General features: G+C 44.4%; 22 protein-coding genes and 1 pseudogene. 2 read left to right on the forward strand and 21 right to left on the reverse strand.

All coding sequences use genetic code 11. The features are described 5' to 3' along the window. Positions 1 to 523: 523 nt before the first annotated feature. The 5 genes from KQP84_RS01180 to KQP84_RS01200 all read right to left on the reverse strand — a co-directional run bounded on the left by KQP84_RS01180 (position 524) and on the right by KQP84_RS01200 (position 3,681). On the reverse strand, positions 524 to 847 hold the full coding sequence (locus KQP84_RS01180; protein WP_215844877.1) for a hypothetical protein: 324 nt from the start codon (positions 845 to 847) through the stop codon (positions 524 to 526). Between the two features lie 84 nt (positions 848 to 931). Then, complete coding sequence (locus KQP84_RS01185) at positions 932 to 1,378, reverse strand: hypothetical protein (RefSeq protein ID WP_215844878.1); 447 nt, start codon at positions 1,376 to 1,378, stop codon at positions 932 to 934. 1,317 nt (positions 1,379 to 2,695) lie between these two features. After that, entirely contained in the window at positions 2,696 to 3,076 is a 381-nt protein-coding gene (locus tag KQP84_RS01190) for a hypothetical protein (RefSeq protein WP_215844879.1), read from the reverse strand. Then, positions 3,073 to 3,222 (reverse strand): succinate dehydrogenase flavoprotein subunit, encoded by a 150-nt coding sequence (locus KQP84_RS01195; RefSeq protein ID WP_215844880.1) that lies wholly within the window; start codon positions 3,220 to 3,222, stop codon positions 3,073 to 3,075. Before KQP84_RS01195 ends, KQP84_RS01190 begins: the two co-directional genes overlap by 4 nt. Positions 3,223 to 3,357: 135 nt before the next feature. Beyond that, the gene (locus tag KQP84_RS01200; RefSeq protein ID WP_215844881.1) at positions 3,358 to 3,681 is read right to left on the reverse strand and encodes a DUF5983 family protein; all 324 of its coding nucleotides are present in this window, start codon (positions 3,679 to 3,681) and stop codon (positions 3,358 to 3,360) included. A 423-nt stretch (positions 3,682 to 4,104) separates the two neighbouring features. On the opposite strand from KQP84_RS01200, the gene KQP84_RS24920 reads away from it, so the two are divergent. Together KQP84_RS24920 and KQP84_RS24925 are read left to right on the forward strand one after the other, a co-directional pair. Beyond that, complete coding sequence (locus KQP84_RS24920; protein ID WP_252515094.1) at positions 4,105 to 4,404, forward strand: hypothetical protein; 300 nt, start codon at positions 4,105 to 4,107, stop codon at positions 4,402 to 4,404. 252 nt (positions 4,405 to 4,656) lie between these two features. Next, complete coding sequence (locus tag KQP84_RS24925) at positions 4,657 to 4,935, forward strand: GIY-YIG nuclease family protein (RefSeq protein ID WP_252515095.1); 279 nt, start codon at positions 4,657 to 4,659, stop codon at positions 4,933 to 4,935. Between the two features lie 222 nt (positions 4,936 to 5,157). Here KQP84_RS24925 and KQP84_RS01210 read toward each other — a convergent pair whose 3' ends face one another. The 16 genes and pseudogenes from KQP84_RS01210 to KQP84_RS01285 all read right to left on the reverse strand — a co-directional run. Then, entirely contained in the window at positions 5,158 to 5,793 is a 636-nt protein-coding gene (locus tag KQP84_RS01210) for a YuaM family protein (protein ID WP_215844882.1), read from the reverse strand. Between the two features lie 255 nt (positions 5,794 to 6,048). Further along, positions 6,049 to 6,441 (reverse strand): hypothetical protein, encoded by a 393-nt coding sequence (locus KQP84_RS01215; protein WP_215844883.1) that lies wholly within the window; start codon positions 6,439 to 6,441, stop codon positions 6,049 to 6,051. Positions 6,442 to 6,934: 493 nt separating this feature from the next. Continuing rightward, entirely contained in the window at positions 6,935 to 7,414 is a 480-nt protein-coding gene (locus KQP84_RS01220) for a hypothetical protein (RefSeq protein WP_215844884.1), read from the reverse strand. Positions 7,415 to 7,724: 310 nt separating this feature from the next. Beyond that, positions 7,725 to 7,943 carry a DUF7661 family protein gene (locus KQP84_RS01225; RefSeq protein ID WP_215844885.1) on the reverse strand — a complete coding sequence of 73 codons (219 nt, stop codon included), beginning with the start codon at positions 7,941 to 7,943 and terminating at the stop codon, positions 7,725 to 7,727. A 436-nt stretch (positions 7,944 to 8,379) separates the two neighbouring features. Next, the gene (locus KQP84_RS01230) at positions 8,380 to 9,597 is read right to left on the reverse strand and encodes an MFS transporter (RefSeq protein WP_215844886.1); all 1,218 of its coding nucleotides are present in this window, start codon (positions 9,595 to 9,597) and stop codon (positions 8,380 to 8,382) included. Between the two features lie 217 nt (positions 9,598 to 9,814). Then, a complete protein-coding gene (locus KQP84_RS01235) occupies positions 9,815 to 10,045 on the reverse strand; it encodes an acyl carrier protein (protein ID WP_215844887.1) in 231 nt (76 codons plus the stop codon). A 184-nt stretch (positions 10,046 to 10,229) separates the two neighbouring features. After that, entirely contained in the window at positions 10,230 to 10,751 is a 522-nt protein-coding gene (locus KQP84_RS01240) for a condensation domain-containing protein (RefSeq protein ID WP_215844888.1), read from the reverse strand. 61 nt (positions 10,752 to 10,812) lie between these two features. Then, the gene (locus tag KQP84_RS01245) at positions 10,813 to 14,622 is read right to left on the reverse strand and encodes a non-ribosomal peptide synthetase (protein WP_215844889.1); all 3,810 of its coding nucleotides are present in this window, start codon (positions 14,620 to 14,622) and stop codon (positions 10,813 to 10,815) included. A 123-nt stretch (positions 14,623 to 14,745) separates the two neighbouring features. Then, on the reverse strand, positions 14,746 to 16,098 hold the full coding sequence (locus KQP84_RS01250; RefSeq protein WP_215844890.1) for a condensation domain-containing protein: 1,353 nt from the start codon (positions 16,096 to 16,098) through the stop codon (positions 14,746 to 14,748). A gap of 100 nt (positions 16,099 to 16,198) precedes the next feature. Further along, positions 16,199 to 16,597, reverse strand: a complete 399-nt coding sequence (locus tag KQP84_RS01255; protein ID WP_215844891.1) for an N-acetyl-gamma-glutamyl-phosphate reductase — start codon at positions 16,595 to 16,597, stop codon at positions 16,199 to 16,201. Next, positions 16,594 to 17,124 carry an N-acetyl-gamma-glutamyl-phosphate reductase gene (argC, locus tag KQP84_RS01260; protein ID WP_215844892.1) on the reverse strand — a complete coding sequence of 177 codons (531 nt, stop codon included), beginning with the start codon at positions 17,122 to 17,124 and terminating at the stop codon, positions 16,594 to 16,596. Before argC ends, KQP84_RS01255 begins: the two co-directional genes overlap by 4 nt. Positions 17,125 to 17,228: 104 nt before the next feature. Continuing rightward, positions 17,229 to 18,017, reverse strand: a complete 789-nt coding sequence (locus tag KQP84_RS01265) for a ThiF family adenylyltransferase (RefSeq protein ID WP_215844893.1) — start codon at positions 18,015 to 18,017, stop codon at positions 17,229 to 17,231. A gap of 10 nt (positions 18,018 to 18,027) precedes the next feature. Further along, the gene (locus KQP84_RS01270) at positions 18,028 to 18,495 is read right to left on the reverse strand and encodes a GNAT family N-acetyltransferase (protein ID WP_215844894.1); all 468 of its coding nucleotides are present in this window, start codon (positions 18,493 to 18,495) and stop codon (positions 18,028 to 18,030) included. Positions 18,496 to 18,513: 18 nt separating this feature from the next. Continuing rightward, positions 18,514 to 19,239: a 2OG-Fe dioxygenase family protein gene (locus tag KQP84_RS01275; protein ID WP_215844895.1), complete on the reverse strand. Its 726-nt coding sequence runs from the start codon at positions 19,237 to 19,239 to the stop codon at positions 18,514 to 18,516. A gap of 1 nt (position 19,240) precedes the next feature. Further along, positions 19,241 to 20,167 (reverse strand): iron-containing redox enzyme family protein, encoded by a 927-nt coding sequence (locus KQP84_RS01280; RefSeq protein ID WP_215844896.1) that lies wholly within the window; start codon positions 20,165 to 20,167, stop codon positions 19,241 to 19,243. Beyond that, positions 20,164 to 20,610, reverse strand: a pseudogene (locus KQP84_RS01285) (pyridoxamine 5'-phosphate oxidase family protein); the annotation flags it as partial. The pseudogene KQP84_RS01285 and the gene KQP84_RS01280, both read right to left, overlap by 4 nt. Positions 20,611 to 20,635: the final 25 nt, after the last annotated feature.

Genomic DNA, 20,635 nt, shown 5'->3' on the forward strand with positions numbered 1-20,635 from the left:
TTCAGGCCATCATGCTCTGACCAGAATAGCTCCAGCGCGCTCACGGTCAGTATTCCACTGACCTGATAAACGTTCGTGGTCTGAAACTCGCGGATTTCCGGATATTCCTCCCTCCGAGGGGATTGGCTGAATGTACGATCCGCGTTTTATAGGTATCAGGAGCGGCTCCCGCTTTGGAGGCGTAAACGTTACCGTGACCTGCAACTGCTCCAGCGGCTTGATCAGCAGCAGGCCGGTTGAGGACGCATATTTCCCCGTGTCATAAACCGCGTTGTCACGCGTAAACGTGGCGGCAGCGAGGTATTCGAGGTGCATAGCAAAATCGGTCTGAAGCGCAGCACTGTTGACGTTGAAATCGGGCCGGTTGATAACAAAAGATGGCGGCGCAGACTGCGACGGATGGCATCAAAATTTACACTGCAGGACTGAGCGTCTTTATCGGGCATAGTTGGAGCTGTCATAGTGAAATCCTTAATGTGGTCTGGTTGGCCTAAGAAGAGGCACACCCGCGCCTCTGTTGCGTTCAGTTCTGCTGCCAGCGGTGAGTGATCATGCCAGGCATGAGGCGATACCCCACGTCGTACTCCTTCACCGCCACAGGCCAGTTATCGCGCAGATAAATCCGCAGTCCATCCGGCTCCTCTGTGGGTTCATGAATGACGCTGCACATGCCCAGTTCCTCCCAGGGCACCGCGCTGAATCCGGCAAACGTTCCTGCAGAACAGATGTGCGCATACAGATCGGCGAACTGCACCGCTGTCAGACAATCCAACGGCGCTTGCCCTGCCCCGCTGGCCGACGGGTTTACATCCTGTTTCGCCTGTGGGACGATACGGTTATCAAACATGTCGTTACTCCTTCGTGATTGATGTGACCGATAAGAATTGCCGCTCGAACCGGTTGTTAAGAGAGCAGGCTTATGCCTGCTTTTTTAATGCGCGTGTCCCATTGTCAGCACGGCACCCAGCTCTAGGTCAGCATGTGCCTTCCAGGCGTAATCCCGGCATTCGAAATAGCGTCCGCGAATGCGCGCAAAAATGTGCGTCACCCTGCCCGAATACATCTCACTGGATTTGAACGTCTCGCCTGCGGGGGATGAGCGCCAGTCCAGCGGCGGCATCACGTTCAGCTGATCATTCCAGCGCGCTTCGCTGATTTCCGCCCAGGGCCGGAACAGGCGGGTGCAGAACATCGCATCGGCTTCGTCTTCCGTCATCAGCGCCATATCCCAGTACTGGACCTGCAACTCTTCCAGCGTCTCAAACGTGCTGGCGGAAACGGTGCTGCCGTCATTGAGCGCGATCGCTTCACCAAACAGCTTGCCCGTCTCCACCCGCACAAATACCAGGCTTTCAGCCGTCGGGCTTTTGCCCTTCACCCATGTTTTGGGGATTCTGGCGTGGCGGTGTTGACGTTGAGGTTGTGTGTGTTCATGGCAATTCTCCTGTCTCTGTGAAGGTTCATGTTTCAGTCGATCCAGTCGCGGCAAAGGGCAAAGGAGCAACGAGAGACAGGCAGTACAAGGGCGCCTCCGGCGTGCATTTCACCCTTGTGCTGAATGAATGGCGGTGCTACGACAAGCCCTCCGCGGCTGGACTGACCGGAACAGCCTCACTCAACGGGGAACGGACATGAACACACCCCGGACGGCTTTGCCGGACCGGGCCTCAGCGGCCACGTCTTTATGTGGCCAGTGAACGCGCGGGCGCACGCCCGCTGCAGGAGTGGACCTGGCTGTTCGCCATCAGACCCCAGCCGGTAAGCGCAGTCGGGTTGACGACCCGGTATGCCGGGGAGCCGAAGGGGGCCATCTCGACCGGATAAGAAACAGTGAACACCTGAACCGTTAGCAGGCATGTCGGGGGAAACAAAAGGGGGATAAACAGAGGCAGTGGTGCAGTTAAATGGAATGACACAGGACAGTCAGTGTTCACCCACTCTGAAAATTACCGGTATTAAAAAAACCGCTTAAGAATGCAAGATCACTCTATAGTTTTTAAGTGAGTACCTAATCTACTTTTCATCTCAGAGGGAGAAAGGTCATGCTTCAGTCATACTATTGCTACGTAAGTCCAATTAGCTCAGGCGCCGTCAGACTTCCTTTGAAAGGGTGCTCACAGCTTGAAGATGAGACCTCACGCATTTTTCTGGGCTCAGTTTATAAATCTTATCAGGCTATGAGTCTGGCAAGACGATATAGCCCAAACGTGTCAGTTTGCCCTTACTGCATGGTGATGTGAAACAATGTGCCCAGTCCACAGATATCCCTGAACTCTGCCATATGCACCCGCCTGCCACCTCAGGCTATACAGGCAGTAAGTTTACCCGCCCTGACGCGTTTTCTTGATTTGAAGCCCCTGCACGATACCAGAGCGTTCACACAGCGATCCAGTATGACGGCACTGAACAGAGCGACGCCGATACTTTGCGAAGGTAAAGCATCCTACTGAGCATCTGCTTCGTGGCGTAAGCCACGAAAAGAATACGGTCAGGCAGTGCAGAAAGAGTGATGAACATACGTCCTGTTAAACATGACGAGTATCCTCGACAAAGCGGTGTCTTCATTCCGGGCTCAGCACGTCATCGATATTAAGATCACACTCCATAAAACGTTGCGGACGTTTTTATCACTGTTGTTAATGTGCCAAGGATTTGTAAGCACCCAGGAAGGCCTCCCAGCCTGGAATGAATAAGACTATTTTCGCAAGGCAAGCAGCTTTGTTAAAAACCCACGCGGCGCATCTGGACTGTCGGGCGTAAACACATATGGCACCAGCGCCTCGGGCTCATCACGTTTACGCTGCTGAATCTCATCTACCACATCATTCCACGCCCACTCTTCATCTTTCGGTTCGTGCACCGCATAGCAGTTCAGCAAACAGTCACTTGCCCGGGCAATACTGCGCGCCAGCGGCAACAATGACGGTACGCCGTCTGCCGGTTCGGCATCGGTGATAAACTCCCCGTTAAGGTAAAGCGCCTCGACGCCGTTGCTCAGCGTGATGTGACAGCACTGGCCCAACGGGTTATCCGCTTTCGCCTGCGAAGCCGCAACCTTATTCACATTCACTGTCATGTGCATTCTCCCTGAATCTGTTTAACGATCGCCATAAAAGGCGGCCACTGACTGAACCGGATGGCGGGCATCCGTGCCGGTTTGCCTGCCCGCAGGGCAAGCACAAACTGCGCCGCCAGACTTTCTAAAGATGTTTCATAGTACATTGCGTTATCTCCTTCATATTACGGGAAAGCCAGGGCGGTTGCCGCCGCCCGCCCATGATTTAAGAAAAGTTGTACTCACCAGTCGTGCATCACAAAGCCAGGCTGCCCAGGCGCATCCGGGTCGAAATGGAATAGTTAAATACCCGCCTCCCGCGACACGGTTCCCATCAGATGACACAGATCACCTGACGCACCTCGGCTGGCAAGCCAGGCGAGCCATTCGCCGTCGACGCTCAGGCGTATCAGCCAGCCGCACCCCGTATCGTGTATCCAGGTAAAAGCACCCTGTACGCTCTGATGGGGTGATGAGAGAACATTGAGCAATGTGCTGTCGGCATACGTTATGTGCGCATTGCTGAGGACCAGGCACTTCTCAATGCTGCGTGAGGCTTTTGCCTGCCATTCACTCCATCTTTCTGAGGGATTTTGAGCGGCGGTGTTGAGGTTTTGTGTGTGCATTTCAGTTCTCCTTCAGGGTGGTTAATTCATCTCTCGTCGGGACTTCTCGCGGCAAAGGGCGTAACCGCAACGGCGCATTAAAAAAGCAGGGCCGGCGCAGCCGTACATTTAAACCTTGCTTTTGAGGAGCGGCGCTGCGATACCCAGTCCTCCGCGGGAGAACGGATGAGAGATGACCACCAGCAAAAATGAAATGCACACGCCCTGCTTGCCGTAAGGCGTGAGGTCATAAGATCAGCAGCAGTTTTATCAATGTGGTGAACGCGTGGGACGTGGCCCGCTGGAGGTTTTGGCCCTTCAAAACAGCCTTAACGCCAGAATTTACGATTTCCTTAAAAAATGCCGCGGGGTGCGTCAGGAGGTCAGGTAAAGTAGAGTCAGCTATTACAGTGTTGAGAACACCTGCGTGAGGAAGTCGCGGCCTTGAAACTTTTTGATTACCTGAAAATGGTATTTACGGATATGACGCCAGATAACACAAAAGTGCATCTGGCGCAGTTGAACGAGTATAAAGAGGATCCGCTGGTTAAGTTCCGGGAAGAGAGCTTCGATGAGTGGCAATGCTGGCAGAAACGACTGGAATTCAGCCGCAGGTATGTCGCTTCCCTTATCAGGGTTCCCGGCACTGAAACCTGGCTGTTTGCCGGGGCTTTTGAGCAGCTGGGTAGTGAAGGAAAAAAGCGTATCCCGCCCGGGCTGAACTGTATTACCAGTACAGCCTAAGGAGAATCCCCGCAACCGAAGAATACGCGGGTCGGATGTATATCAGCTTCAGAAACACCGCCCGCAACTTCATCCGCCGGGGAAAGCATTCAGGAAGAGCTCATTGTCAGCGCCATCGCCCCCGTACGTCTGAGCTTTGGCGAGTTCCCCGGTTTTCGCAACGTTGTGCTCGACAGGAGCAGTATCGGTGCGATCCTCAGGCTTAATCTGCAATCCTGGCGAACTGCACTATCAGTGGTAAAAGGCATTTACGTGTTAACCGATCGCGATGGTGGGAAACTTTACGTGGGCAAAGCAGATGGAAACATGGGCTTCTGGGGACGATGGGAGTATTACTTCGGCTCAGGCCATGGCGGGAACGTTGGCCTCAAAGAAGCATTCGGGACCGGAGATCCTGAACGGCTGCAGAATATCACCTTTGCTATTCTCGAAGTCATGGATCCCAACGCCGGTGACGGTGAAATTGACCGAAGAGAATCCCACTGGAAACAGATACTGCTGTCGCGGGAATTTGGTCACAACCGGAACTGAAGCGCCCCGGGCAGATAACCGCGCAGACAGGTGCGGCTATGGGGTGTACCCGAAGACGGGCATCGATTAGCCTTAGCTCCTGGCAAGTTCAGAAGCTTTTTGGCATGATTGCTTCTGGTACTCCGTATTATAGGGAAGCCAGAAACAACTACTTATTCTCCATCATACCCTTCAACTTCATCGTCAGCTTTATCAGCGAAACGTGATAAGAGTAGCGCTCATTTATATTTTTGATAAAAACTCCCCCAGAGAAAGTCCAACGATAACTGCTAAAACCATCCACAAAATGGACTCCAGATAATAACCCGTGGAGAGAAAATGACTGAAAATTGCGGGCAACTCTTTCAACCCTCCCATTTCCTTAACAACAGGCCAGCCCAAACCCAGTAAAGCTAAAATCGTCGTTTTGTTCCCAAAAAAGAGTTTCAGTCTGGATTCATTCCTGGAGATTTTCGTTTCAATCCAATCCCGAGCATACTGAAGTTCGCGTTCGCTGTAGCCAACCAGTTTCATGGCGTGATTTTCATCATGCTCAACCTCTTGTATAAACATCTCATGTGTGCGTTTTTTCCACATGACCAGCGTGGCAACGAACAGGTAGACATCAGAAAAAATAAAAAGCAATGCAGAGATCTCAGCGATCACTGTAAAAAGAAGTCCGGTCTGGCTTACATACTTTGGTAACGGGGAGATATGGTGAACGACTAACAGCACTAAGACTTCCAGCATCAATGTCACAGCAATCATTAGAAATCCAAACTTAAACCCTTTAACTATATTCTCTCCTTTACTGGGCACCTTAAATGATGCTGATTTAAAAGAACCAAGTAATTTTATTATTTCCAGAACCTGATACATCACGGCCTCCTTTATCGCCTGTTCTCATTTTCCATCTCTACTGATTTAAGCTTAACGGTCAATTCACTTCCAGTCGCAGCAGTGCTGTCAGGCTGGCAGTCCGGACGACCGAGAACTTATTCAGCGTGACGACATGCATATTATAAAAGGGGAAAAGTGTGCCCCTGATTATCTCATTCACATCAATGAGCGCATCATAGGTTGTGGGGGTATTCAGGGTTTGATACTCCTCCGACAGGCGCTGAAACTCTGCTGTTACACTGAACCGTGCCTCCAGGCTGAAAAAAGCCGGGTGTACGAAACAGGGTAATTTAAGGGATAGCTATCAAGCTCTTCTGCCAGAATGCTTATAACCAGAACGTCCCAGGTATTAAATGGCCAGAGGCAAGCGTAATCTCTTTTAAGTTTAAGCACGGCGGGGATAGAGGGGTTTTTCTTCTCACCCGGGGGTGAGAACAGCTTTTTCTGTATCATCCATCGCTTCCAGTCGCCATAATGTCTCTTAAAGAGTGGGTCACGGTTATTTTCATAATCAGCCGAAAGGCGTTCAACCCTGTTTTTGACGTAAAGCAGCGTTTCCCTTTGCTTCATCTGTTGCTTACAGCGGAGTGAGAATGCCGCCCTCTCCGTGGCAATTTTTTGCTCCATAGCCGGGGCTGCAGCCAGATCCACAATGGCTTGTTATCACCTGGCGGGTAATATCGGCAAACAATACTCCTCTCCCCCGCGGTTTCGAGAACGGGAATATCGTCAGAGAACGCGTAAATGATAGTCAGAATTCTTCCGTTTAGCGTGGCCTCAGCAAGGACGTAACCATCATTTTCGGCAACCAGTCGTACCTCGTCACACAGTATATTTTTCCGGCTGCGCAGTAATACCTTTTCGGTAAATGTGGTGTCACCGCAGGTTTCAGTCAGCTCGTGATGAATGTCCGGCAAGAAAATTTTCTTTTCAGAAATACATTTTTTCAGTGACCTGAGCGATTTGGTTCGTCTGGCCGCCATAACCTGCAGTTTATGGTTCTCGACTTCCGCACGGTGCGCTTCTTTCGCTGACTCCAAGGCCGAGTGGTATAACCATTTAAACTGAGCTTCATTATTCTCAACTGCATCTATCCATTCATCGATGCACTTACCTGCATTCAGGGGAAAAAATATTCAATGCAGTCAATTCTGTTACTTCGGTAGTACTCAACTCTCTCATCCTCACACGCATGCGTAACGCAGACTTCAATCAGAACGCGGCCGTCAGCTGTCTCCAGCACCGTATCAGCACAAAATGGGCCAACGCGATGCTCCATACCAGCGTTGAGAACGGTAGTCTTACGCGCAGGCACCAGGATATCTGTGCCTAAAACGGAATCGCTGTTTTGGGGAAGAGTTATTGCGGATCGTGTAGAAAAGTAAACCTGCATAGCCATATGCAACTGTGTCATCCGGCAATAGCGGCTTTCTTCTTTCGTCGTGTGGGAAAAATGGTGCCCGATGATTTTCCCCTTGTTCTTGGCGAGAAGGGGATCACCACAGTTTTTACAGATACACTCACACCGCTTGCCGTTTGGCACATCATCAACATGCATCACCAGACCTGAAGTCCTGTGAACCGCATATTCAAACCGCATCCTTGCTCCTGGATTCATGCATTAAGTAGAGGTAAGTGAGTGCTCAGGAGGCTTATCACCTCTCTAACATAGCCTGTTATACGTTTGAAGTGATCGACACACTTTAAGGCTTAGCGGCCATTTATATAACCCGCTACCGTGGCCTATCTGACCAGCTTCCGGTTGATTGACTACCAACACTGTTAGCATTGTCTGAAACTCGCTCACAGCAAACCGTTCGGACTGGTTCAGGGCAGCTTCGTGCCAAAAGCGGAAGTTGAAGGAATTATCGGAAACCGGTTGTATTTGGGGGAGTGAGCCTGACTGATTGCTATTCAACACGTATCACATCAGGATAACGCTCTGTTGCTGCTTCATGGAAAATATCTCCCAGCCAGCTAATAATTTCGTCTTCTGGCATACCGTCCGGAATAGCAATATCGTAAAGCCGGGAAAATTTTCGCTCTGTCAGGTCTGCGCGAAATACCAGCCATCGATCACCTTCACGCTTGACCCCAATATGTCGTCCAAAAACGTTGTAGATCAGCACTATCAAACCCCTTTAAAGAACTGTGCAACTGGGATGGTATATTCAACTCCTCATGATTACTTCGTCAATAGATGCAAAATGTCTGCTGTTCGCTCTTAGCTGCCTGTCAACCTGGTTGCATTTTGTTGGTGAGGGTCAATTAAAATGCAAACGGGTAGTCAAGTCACATGCAATTACGCACACAGAAACTCACCATAACTTTATCGTATAAACCATGCGGGCGTTGTGAAGATTCTGGCTGAACACGAATGTCGATTGATGGTCTAGATCTTATCAACAATAAGAGAAGGAATAAAAAGAAAAGAACCCTGTAACCTCGTAACATTAGGGTTCCGTTGCTCATGAAAAAAGATGAGGAAAATAACACCACTTACGCATGAATATACCTTGAAAATTATATAGCAGCTAATTTCACTCAAATAACAATGAGGTGTAGTCAGTCATAGTTACTACGAGAAACAGGCACATGGCTGTCTGAGGCACGTATATTTCTTTTGAAATGATTCAATATAAGAATCCCGGTGAAAATGATCGCAGCAATCGCAGGCAGAAGCCACTTAGCTGAGTCAATACCTAAAACCGATTCCGAAATAAGCAATGCCATGAGAATGGGGCCTGTTGCCTGACATAATGAATAAGTGGTTGTGGTGTGTGCGGCAATAGCTTCTTCAGTCTGTCCGTCAGTTATAGAATCGATCATTTCGCTGCGTAAGCCAATACGTACTAAATTTAGAAATAATCCAAGAAAGAAACAGGAAACTACATTAATGCCCTTAATTTCGACATTGCAAAAAATCGCATCACTAATCACCAACAGGATGGCGTAAAGGGGATAACGTTCTTTCTTTATCGTGATCGCCGCCGCCAAAAATGCGCCTAGGCATGCTGCTCCACTGGCAATACCAAACTGTTCACTCCCCCAATGATTTAAACTCTGATAAATAGCCGGAGTCAAAATATTGAAAGAAGAAATATGAAGACCAATCAGTCCAATTAAGGCAATCAGTATCTTTTGATGAGCTTGTATAGATGAAGACGGGTGGAGATGAACGTTAATAACCTCCTCGATCTGAGTCTTTTTATACATATCAGAGATATCAGCGAAAAGGAAATAACCAAAAAAACTTATTGAAATATCATAAAAACTGATAAGTATAACTATCCTATGAAATGCGTAGGCATCCAGCAGCAATCCACTTATTAAAGCTCCTGCAAACGCACCAGTTTGTATAACGGTTTGAAACAGTCGTGATGAATTCATTGAGGAAATATGACCTGCACGCACTAACTTGAAATTTCCCGTCTCAAAGGCACTGAGAGTTGATATAGTTAACAGTCCGTAAAGGACGATTATTAATGCCGTGCCAAAATAGCCGGATGAGAGATTGAAAAGTGCTGTTGCTGCGATAATCAAATAGGCAATAACACGCAAGGTGAAAAGTTGGTTAAAATTCAAATGCAGGAGATTAACTCTAGCAAAAAAACGACGAATAACAAACGGGATCAGTATACTAGCAGATAGAATAACTCCTAAAAAGTAAGGGGATCGGGTAACTTTGTAAGTGTTCCAGATTAGCCCGACCAACAGAACCATATCGCTGAAATAAAGCATAGTCAGCATGCCATAGAACTTTGCGAGCTTTCTGAACTTCATGTTGATTATACCTCAGAATATTATTAACCATTCTTAGAATTAACAATCGTACAGTAAAAATAATGTTAATGGAAAGTGTAGTTACTTTAAAATCAATCAATAATTTATCACTAGCAGTAATGATGGTGAAATTCACTATAAATACATTAATATATAGTGAATTTCACTTTGGTTTTTATCTCGAAGTTTATGAATTAATGTACTAGGAAACAGAAATTTATGTTGCAGCCAAGGCTTTTGCCAGACCAGAAACAGTACGATAACGCAGCACCATAACCATAGTCACCGGCGTTTGAAAACATTTTTGGCATTCGCTGGCAATTTTTAATGCATCAAGAGACTGCCCTCCCAACGTTATTAAATCCTGACTGGGGTTAATCACATCCTTGTTAAGAACGTTTTTCCATATTGACAAAATGACATTCTCAATTTCGTTAGTTTCTGACATGATTATAAACATCCTTATGGTTATATATGGAATAGATGATAGTATTTATGCTAATCACGAATCGCATACTAATTAGATAAACAAAAACTGTTTTCTGAAATACCAATTAGATTTGAAACAAAAGCATCCATGAGTAAATGGGCGTTAGAACCAGTAATATAATCAGTGTTGCTCTCGATCCTGATTAAGTTTTGAACTGTATTACTCCCCCTGCCACGTATATGTTAAGTGGATAATGAAATTGATCGTGCCAATATTCACTTTGAAGTTCAAGCCCATTATTATCATTCATAACGAACCGGTTGTGAAAGTTAACAAAATTGAACGTAACGCTGGGTTGCAAGTAACTTTCTTCAAGGGATACGGGATATGCACTAAATTTCTCTAACGTTAATAGTTTTTCATGAATGCTTTTCATAAGTGGAGGTTTAGTCAGTTCGTTGAACTGAAGAGGAAGCATGTTCCAGTATAAGCCGAGAGATTGAAGAGGATCACTCAGCTCTTCTTTTCGCCCATTACTGACGACACCAATAATTCCATCATACTTGCTGTTTGAATTTAGCATTGCTGCATGAAGTGCACCTAGGACTATTGATTTCAACGTGATTTTATGACTTTTTGCTACTTGACTTAAACTTTCAAACAGAACGCCATCGACTAACCGATCGATGCGCGGATTAGCATTAGGTGAAATAGATATAGGCATAGTGCTATTGCTTATAGGCTTCATTTTTTAAATGATAGCCAGTAGTGTTTATGTGCTCTGTCTACCGTATTCTTTTTTCTAAGGCTAGATATTCAAGAAATACGTTAGGGCTGGGTTTAATTTGAGCAACCCCGTTTTCTCTAAGGGTAGAGTAAAGATCAAACAATTGTTTAAGAAGTACCTGATTCCCCCATCCATCTGCAATTCCATGATGGGTTGATAATAACAACTCGAACTGGAAGGTCGAAATTTGTAACCAATGACACCTGAAAAGTGCTTTATCAGCAAGATTGTAGGTGAATGGATTATTCAGATCCTGCTGTTTTATCTCCGCTATTTTGCCTTTAATTTCCTGACTACGGGTTTGAGTAAGATCATGAAATTTAAAATCTACTGGCATTTCAGTAGCAAACCGTTGTCTCCATCCCATATTTTCATCAAACAAAGCTACCGTTCTTAAAACGGGATGGGCAGAAACCAGCATTTTTATAGCTTTCAGCATCGCCTGAGGACGAGGATTTTTATCTTTAATACTGTAGGATTGTTGAACATGGTAAACTCCCAAACGCTGCATCGTCCCTCTTCGGTAGTGTTCAAACATGACCTGTTGCATACCCGACATGGGATAAATATGTTCAGGCTGATCTGACATTCGAGCATCATCATGCACTGTGTTTCCCGCATGAGGCTGGTGCATCTCTTCAATGCTTTGCTCATGACTTATGTAATTAGCCAGTTCTGAAATTGTCTGATGATTTAGTAAATCCAGTACGCTAAGTGAAAGGTGATGTTTTCGGCACTGCTGAATGAACATAACAGCAAGCAATGAATCCCCACCCAACGCGTAAAAGTTTTCGTGAATACCAACATAGCTGCGCCCGATGATGTTGCACCAGATGTCGACCAGCAATGCTTCCAGAGTTGTCCGTGCATTCTCAGATTGCGTCAAAGGGAGTTCGTCATTGGTGTTGTCTGGTAATGCATGGGTATTAATTTTTCCGTTGGTGGTTAATGGAAGAGAATCGATGATGATGATGTCCTGAGGCACCATATAGGAAGGTAAGGCTCTTCCTAATTGAGCTTTAATAAGCAAGGAGTTAAGCTGCGTTTTCGTATTTATGCTTACCCAAGCTTTTAATCTGTCCAACCCATGAGAATCAGGACGAGCTAATACCACGGCTTCTAAAACATCCGGAAGTGTGATAAGCGCGCTTTCAATCTCACCAAGCTCTATGCGGTGCCCACGAATTTTGACTTGGTTATCAGCCCGACCAAAGTATTCAAGCTCACCGTCAAAACGCCTTTTCGCTAAATCTCCGGTTTTATAAAATTTTATCTGCTTTCCTCTGACTGTAATCGGGATAAATTTTTCACGGTTCAAACTATCACGATTAAGATATCCGATAGCCAAACCAGCACCGGCAATGTGCATTTCACCGACCATTCCCGTTGGAACGGGATATCCTTTACTATCAAGTATCGCTATTTCGAGGTCGGGTATGGCATCACCAATAAGACTACCAGTATTGTTTATGATGTCAGCGAGAGAGATTTTCCTATAAGTAACATGTACGGTTGTTTCCGTAATGCCATACATATTGATGAGCGAGGGTCGATCATCACCGTACTTGGATACCCAGCCACTCAGCGAGGCAAAATTCAATGCTTCTCCACCAAAAATCACATATCGAAGATGTTCTAAATGATCGCTTTCATCGCAGTTCATTGTTTCTATCAAACTCAGTTGGTTAAACGCTGATGGAGTCTGATTTAAAACAGTCACATTTGTCTGCTTCAGGAGCTTACGGAAATCATCTGGGCTGCGGGATATATTATAAGGAACTACTACAAGCTTTCCGCCATACAGTAATGCACCAAAAATCTCCCACACTGAAAAATCGAACGAGTAAGAATGGAATAGTGTCCAAACGTCATTCTCACTGAAGTCAAACCACGGCTTGACATTTTCAAAAAGACGCATCACGTTTGAATGCGAGATTAATACGCCCTTTGGGTTACCTGTAGAGCCTGAGGTATAGATACAATAGGCCAGTGAAGAACCGTCATTGATCACTTCGCCCAGAGTTTTGATCTTTTTTTCGTCTGAATAAAAAGAAACATCAACCAGTCTAAGATTTTTTCCGGACAAAGCAGAGGCGGCCATTGCATCCGTAACAACTATCCGGCACTCGGTATCTTGTAAAATATAATCGATTCGTGACATCGGATGAGTGGGGTCAAGAGGTAGATAACCACAGCCCGTTTTTAGGATAGCGATGATGCCTACAAGCAAATACTCGGAACGGTTCAAGGATAGGCCGATGAGTTCCCCTGGTTTAGCACCCTGTCGTAAAAGCTCTCTGCTAAGGCTGTTGGCTTTATCATTGAGTTGTGAGTAAGTAAGAGAAGTACTTTCATATTCAACAGCAATACGTTGTGGGTATTTTTCAACCGTGGACTCAAACCAGCAATTCAGTGAGTGATAAGTGGGTTTCGTGTACGATAAAGCTTTAACCGGAGGTTGAGACCCCATATCTGAAAGTATTGGCAAATGAAGCGGTTGGTCAACATTAGCGGCAAAGCTGTTAAGGAGCTCAAGGTAGTGATGCCAGAGTACCTCAATTTCTTTACGAGAAAATAATTGGTCGGCATACTCGAGGATACCACGTGTCCCCTCGTTATCCGTATCGATCATTACGCTTAAGTCAAGTTTGACATCTGATACAGGCAGTATGCATTGTTCCATGCGTGTGTTGTACAGATTAAGACCATAATTGCAACGGTCCTGTTGGGAAAACATTACCTGATATAATGGGTTACACGAAGCACTACGCGTTACGTTGATATCATTTATAACTGTTTCAAGCTGTACATCATCATGCCCAAAGCTATTCAGCAACCTATCATAATTTCTTATTAAGCATGCGGAAAAATTTTCTGAAGGATCCGTATCTGCTTTTAACACTAGGGTGTTAGTAAACAAGCCGCCAATACTTTCACTTCCTGGCATGCTGCGGTTAACTGATGGATAGCCAATACAAAAATCAGTCTGGTTGGAATATTTCTGCAATAACACTGAGAAAGTGGTGATGTAAAAACTCCATTCTGTAACAAGAAGCTTCTTTGCTGATTTTTTTATCGATTTAATAATATTATCAGGCAGGGGAAGTATTAAAGACGTTCCTGATGAATTGAAATTACCTGCTCGTTTTTTATCTAAAGGAAGTTCAAGGATGGGGGTTGCACCCGCGAGATATTCACACCAGTAAGCATGGCTGAGCTGGCGTAACTCTTGCTGGGCAGGGTTTTGTTGCCATGTAACGTAGTGCGGGTAGTCAACTTGATGTTTAATTTCATATTGCTCTTCGTTCGATACCAGATTTTTGTAGTTGCGGTTCAAGTCTTCATAAAACATACGAGCAGACCAGCCGTCGATAGCAATATGGTGGAAACTCAGGGCAACTATCCACTGTTCTGCCTGATAACGCGTAATAACCATTCTGACTGGGATTTCATTATATAAATCAAAAGAACGACGCACATGTACACTGACAAATGAAAGTGCATCTTCATAACAGCTAAAATTTTCATTTAAAGTAATGTAATCGCCCGAATGTACTAAATGAGTTGCAGTATGTTGTGAAACTCCGTCAGATTCCTCCTTGAAAATTACAGCAAGGGAAGGTGTGTCGATAATAGTCTTTTTTAAAGCACTAATTAAAGCTTGGACTTGGATTTTTCCCGTACAGAGGAATTCTTCTGATATGTTGTAAGCCGTACTGTCAGGGTAGTGAATAAATTGATACCACATCTTTTTCTGTTCTAATGACAAAACATTATTATCAGCAATTACGTTAATTCCTTTAATCACAGGAAAACTCCATTAAAAAATGTAAGGGTGCCCGGCAATGTTAAAAACATTGCCAGCCATAATATAATAAATTATTTATTTTGCTTAAGTTGCGGTATATATTGCGTCCGGATAAATTTACCTTTATGTAGCCAATAGGGTTGATGTAGTAGAGTTCACCGCTACCTGCACTTTAGGATTATTTTCCAATTCATGTTTCATGAAACGAGTGAAATCCTTCCATAGAAGCAAAATGTTCTTTTCGGAGAAAAGTCCGCATGCATATTCAATAAACACCCTAGGCTTATTGTCATGTAGGTCAAGCATGATCAACAAGTCTGTTTTAGTCAGTCCTGAATTCACCGGCAAGCTTTCAATACTGGCGGCCTTGAAATCAAGCCCACGGTTACTTTTGCCGACTTGACCAAATACAACTTTAAACAAGCTAAAGGGTTGATTAAGACCTTTTATATCCACTTGCTTCATCACATCAGTCAGACTGCATAAATCGCGCTCAGCATTATCAAGAATATTTTCATAAGTGCGTATGGCTAGCTCTTTCAATGAGATAGATTGGTCAAAGCTAAAGCGTAGTGGCAAAAGTCGCGTGAAAGGTCCCAGAATTTCATCTGAACCGGGCATGTTTCTACTCGCGCTGGGATAGGAAAGCATAAAATCATGCTGTTTAGTCCCTTGCTGCAAGAATGCTGCAAAGAGCGTCATATATAAAACATAAGGTGTGACGGCCTGTTCACGAGCGAGAGCGAAAATTCGACTATGCATTCCCTCAGATATATGCTCAAAAACATGTCTACCTGAAAATGGGGCACAACTGGATATATCAGTATAATGCGAGAGCTTTAAGGGTATGTTTACTTTATTTAGATAGCGCAGCCAATATTTATTGTTTTCCTTAATCATTCGCTGTTGTTCTGGTTGCTGTAACCACAATGAATAATCCATAAATGATGGGGCAACTGAGGATGCTACAGGTTTTACATTATCAATGTATGCATTGTAATGCGTGCTCAATTCATGAAAGAAAAGGGATGCGGACCAGCAATCACATATAATTTGATGAACAGTAATGTTTACCATGAATTCGCCATCGTCCATAGGAACGATATCAGCACGAATAGGGGACGACAGGTTAAGGCGGAACGGTACAGCACTACGCATCATGATTAGTTCATAAGCTTCTTGAAAAGAATCAGCATTTTCAAAAAAATAAACATAATCGGAAAGTTTATCTTCGCTTTCTGACGGTCCATATTGCATCGCATTGTCATAATCGCCTCCGAATCTTGAAGAAAAGCCACCATGACGAGAAACTACTGAGTGAATTGCTTTGGTAAAGTAATCATAAATGAATCCTGACTTTACATGATACAAATAGCTTACATTAAATAGTGGAATGTCTGGGTAATTATTATGAGCATTCCAGATAGCCATCTGTTCGCAACTTAGATTAGCGATAATTTCGTGGCAATTTTTCATGATAACAACTCCCCTCTGCGATATACAGTGAGTTTGGTTTGTAAGTGATTTTTAAATACCTCCTTCCTAGAAAGGAGGTGATTTTTTAATAAATTCGGCTTTAGCCAAGCATGATATCTAAATTCTGGATGGCAGCTCCCGATGCGCCTTTACCTAAATTATCGAATACCGCTGCCAGAAGAATCTGCCCGGATAACTCATTGGAAAACACATAAATATCAAGACGGTTAGTAGTATTTAAATATTCAGGATCCAACTGTGTTACCTGCATTGCCTCTTCAGTTGACACAACATTTATATATTCAGAAGCAGAGTAAAAATTAGACAAAGCGTCATGAATGTTTTTTGCAGTGATGCCCGACTTAAGCAATCTGCAGTGTAACGGCACATAAAGGACTATACCCTGCCGATATTTCCCATAAGAAGGCGTGAACAAAGGTGGATGGGTTAACAGTGCCTGTTTTTGCATTTCAGGAACGTGCTTGTGCTTAAGAGTCAAGCCATACCCCGGAAACCAGCCGTTAATGGTTCTGGATGGGTTGGATCCTCATAAGCTTCAATTAATGAACGTCCGGAGCCGGAATACCCAGAAATAGCATGAACGTTAACGGGATAATCATACGGAACGATTCCAGACTCGGTGAGAGGGCGAAGTAAAGCAATAGCGCCTGTAGGATAGCAGCCAGGATTCGTTACCCTGTTGGCTTCAGCAATCAACATTGACTGACCGGATGTTAGTTCGGGCATGCCATAAACCCAGCCAGCTGTAGAACGATGGGCTGAACTTGCGTCAAGAATTCTTACACGAGGATTTTGAACCAAAGATACAGCTTCTCGTGCTACGTCATCAGGCAGGCAAAGAATGGCAATGTCGCATTCATTTAACGCCTGACTCCGTTTCAACGGATCCTTACGGTCTGCATGGTCCAGTTCAAGCAATTCAACATCATCTCGCAATCTGAGCTGAGAATGAATTTGCAAACCTGTCGTTCCTGCCTCACCGTCTATAAAAATTCGTGCTTTCATATTGTTAATGCCACTGTCGTTGTGATATCCCGTTCTGCCTGGAACTTCTCAGCCTAGAGCCTGAAGTGCCATTGCAGATTTAAGACCGTTAACTCCCTCATTCACTAACGTTTGTTCAAATCGGCCAGCCATATAGTCGATTTGATGAACATAAGGGACCGGCTTAAAAACATATCACGATCTAGTAGTTTCGCTAATGTAAATGTTGATGTAAGGGTGGTGGCCAGCAAGCAGGCTGAACTGACTGAAGCAACTTTTTGGTTTGCAAAGTCAAGCCTCGGTGAATCAAGGTAGCTACTGTGAAGGCGCAGTGGGTCAAGACCGATACCAAAATTGATCAACTTTTGTGTTTCATCCATATCACTTGTCAGCGCGAAATAATCCTCAAAGGACATAGACTGCGGATCAAAGTAATGTAGTGTGCCACCAAAACCGATTGGACAGGCTATCACTGCCGGAATGCCGTTTTCACGTGCGTGGCGATACATGATAATGCGCGGCTCAATCACAAAGTAATCCAGTGCATCACACAACACATCTACGCCTGATAAGAATTGACCTACATTATCAGGGCTCACGCCATCGAACTGCGTTAACCGTAAAGCCGGGTTAATAGAGAGTAATCGCTCTCGCAAAACATCCGCTTTTTTACGTCCAACAGTATTAACACTGGCACCAAACTGCCGATTAAAATTCTCAGGCCCGAACGTGTCAAAATCTGCAATATGAATCCCTCCAACCCCCATTCGCACCAGTGCTTCTGCATGGGTATATCCCACCCCGCCACAGCCTGGCACTGCAATAGTTTTCTCTGCGAGTAAATCCAACTCTTGTTCACTCACAATTCCTAACATACGACTGTAAATGACTTCTCGGGAGTAGTTTTGTTCCATGATGAATCCCTTAATGTTTATTTGGTAATACGTAATGAAAACCTACGATGTCAAACTTGTGTCTTGCCCAGAAATGTTGGGCCTGTGAATTACCTGTAAACGTATCAAGACAGATATGACTGCACTGATTCCTCACCGCGATATCTTTTAGTTCCTGAATCATTAACGTACCCACACCAGCATCACGGAATGCTGCATCGACAATGAAGTGATCAATGTATAAGTACGACCCACAATAGAAACGGGTGTTAATCCAGTAACCCGAAATCCCAACCAAGTTCCGATCCTGAAATACACCCACGCAAGCCCAGTTGAGCTCCCTTATCACTTCTAACCGTGATGTAAGCATTTCAATAGATAAGTTTGGATAAAGCTGTAGCAATAAAGGAAGTGTCATCAATATTTCATTATTTTCTATCTTTTTTAAAAATAACTTATCGCAGGTCTCGTTGACAGGTATTGCTAAACTATTCGCCACATTATAAATCCTTACCTGTTAGTAAAACTCAATGACCAGCACATCACGATACCCTTCTTCAGTATCGTTAATCGCTTTAATTGCACTTGTATCGTGAATAACGGTGTCATCGCGAAATATCAGCACATCAGCTGGGCTTCCAAGAGTTCCAGTGAAAACGTGATTTTGATATAAGATATCTGTAAGAGTTGTTGAGCCTCCAGTAACGTTCGTTCTATTAGCCATAAACAAACAGCTAAATTTGACACCATCGCGGTGTTTTCCTTCCGGAACCGGCTGTCCGACAAAATCTTTCGTGGAAATAATCCTGTTAAAATAGGTGTTGATTTTCCAGGTTTGAATATCCTCAAGCTCACCATATGCATTCGCAAGCTTAAGTAGCAGTGAATTTAAGATAGGACTGTTAACGATGTCATTTGTCAATGGAGCAAAGTGACGTTCGATACCCCCATTTAGTGGATTAAAATAAAGAGGCTGAGTGTAAGGTGTTTGTGGTTGCTGCTCAAGCCGATTTCCATCATTGAACCATTTGAAACGTCCAAAACGGCGTTTGCGATATAAACCACCATCTTTCATATAGTTATCCAACTCTAAACTAGTGAAGAAATTTTGAAATTCACGCCAGGCAGGATGATTCAGAAAATCAATTCCCAATACCTCATTTGCAGAGCCAAACACACAACGTTCAGTTTTTAGGTCGTAAATATCATTGGTAGGGGTCATTTCTGATGTGATGTTACTCATTTTAGTATTCCTTCTTCTTAATGGTTCTAATTTTATTCATCTCTTCTTCAACGCTGTTGTAATAGTCAACTGCAACGTTGTATCTGATCAGGCACCCTGTGCACAGTTCAGGGATAACTTCAGGGTTGTTTTTAGCAAGATTCATTAAAACTCTTTCAATAAGTTGCTTGCCATGATTAGCATCGACCTGAATATGCATTTCATGGTAATAAATGACGTCTTCAGGCATGCCTAAACGGCGCATTGCTTGTACAGTTTTTGCGAATCGGTAAGGTGCGGTATGCTCAAGAATAGCCAGAGTGCCCAGCAAACGGGGGTGATATTTTCTACGTAAAGCATACATTAATAACAGGTTGCCGTTTTTTAAGGCAGCTGTAGGTGCATACACTTTCCCCGATCTTTCTCCTGAAATGTTACGCAGTATCTCTGACGAGTGGTTAAACAAGACGGTGTGCATTTCTTCTAATACACCCATTCCCATTTCGTCCCAGTAATTTTCAGCCAGTGCAAGCTTCATGTCTCCAGTCATTCCAAGCTGTGCCAGCGCGATAACATCGTCGAACCTTCCATCTACCTCGTTCTCCATGGCAATATAAAAGGACAACTCTTCCAAGGTTGAGCGCTCGGCAAGGCGAGTAAAAAATTGAGATACAGTCTTTCTATGAGCCATATGCAGTTTATTGTACCAAGCTAAAAACTCTTCAGCGTTGGTTGGGAACTGCTGCGTGCCTATTCGTGAAACTTCATAATCATTCCAACGATTCTCGATTTCTTCTATAATAAAATATTCATCTAACTCAGGCGTATCCTTGTAGTTTGATGGTAGTCCAATTTCTCGCAAATAAAATGTGTTTAACGTTTTCTGTTGTTCAAGTGTGGTATCACGAATAAGCATTTCTTTTAATTCACTATGAGTTGGTCTATTCATTTTCCATTCCTTTTGGGTACAAACTCTTTCAGGTCTTCTTTACTCTTCCACCCCGGCTCTGGTGGAACATAGCCCTCAGCAGGGTTAAAAGCAGAGTCCTTCTTCACTTCAAGTTCAGGTACATATCTGGGGCAGTTAGGAAAAATATCGCGAACCTTTATCAAAATAGCTAGCTTAGCTCCGGGAAGTTGACTCATCATAAGCGGGTCTTCACTTACTATAGCTTGACCATTAATCCTTAACTTCCGCCGTTCCCCCTCATATTCAAGAAATAACATTCCAATATATGGATTGGCAATTATATTACCTAAACTCCTATACATACCATTTCCATCATAATCAGGAAAAAGTAAAGTTGAAGAGTCTAGTATTTTCACAAATCCCGGATTTCCGCCTTTTACTGAGCAATCAGGATAGCCATCCGACGATGATGTTGCCAAGAAAAAAAAGGAGCTCTTTCAATAATAT

The organism is Candidatus Pantoea bituminis, assembly GCF_018842675.1.
GTDB classification, from domain to species: Bacteria; Pseudomonadota; Gammaproteobacteria; order Enterobacterales; family Enterobacteriaceae; genus Pantoea; species Pantoea phytostimulans.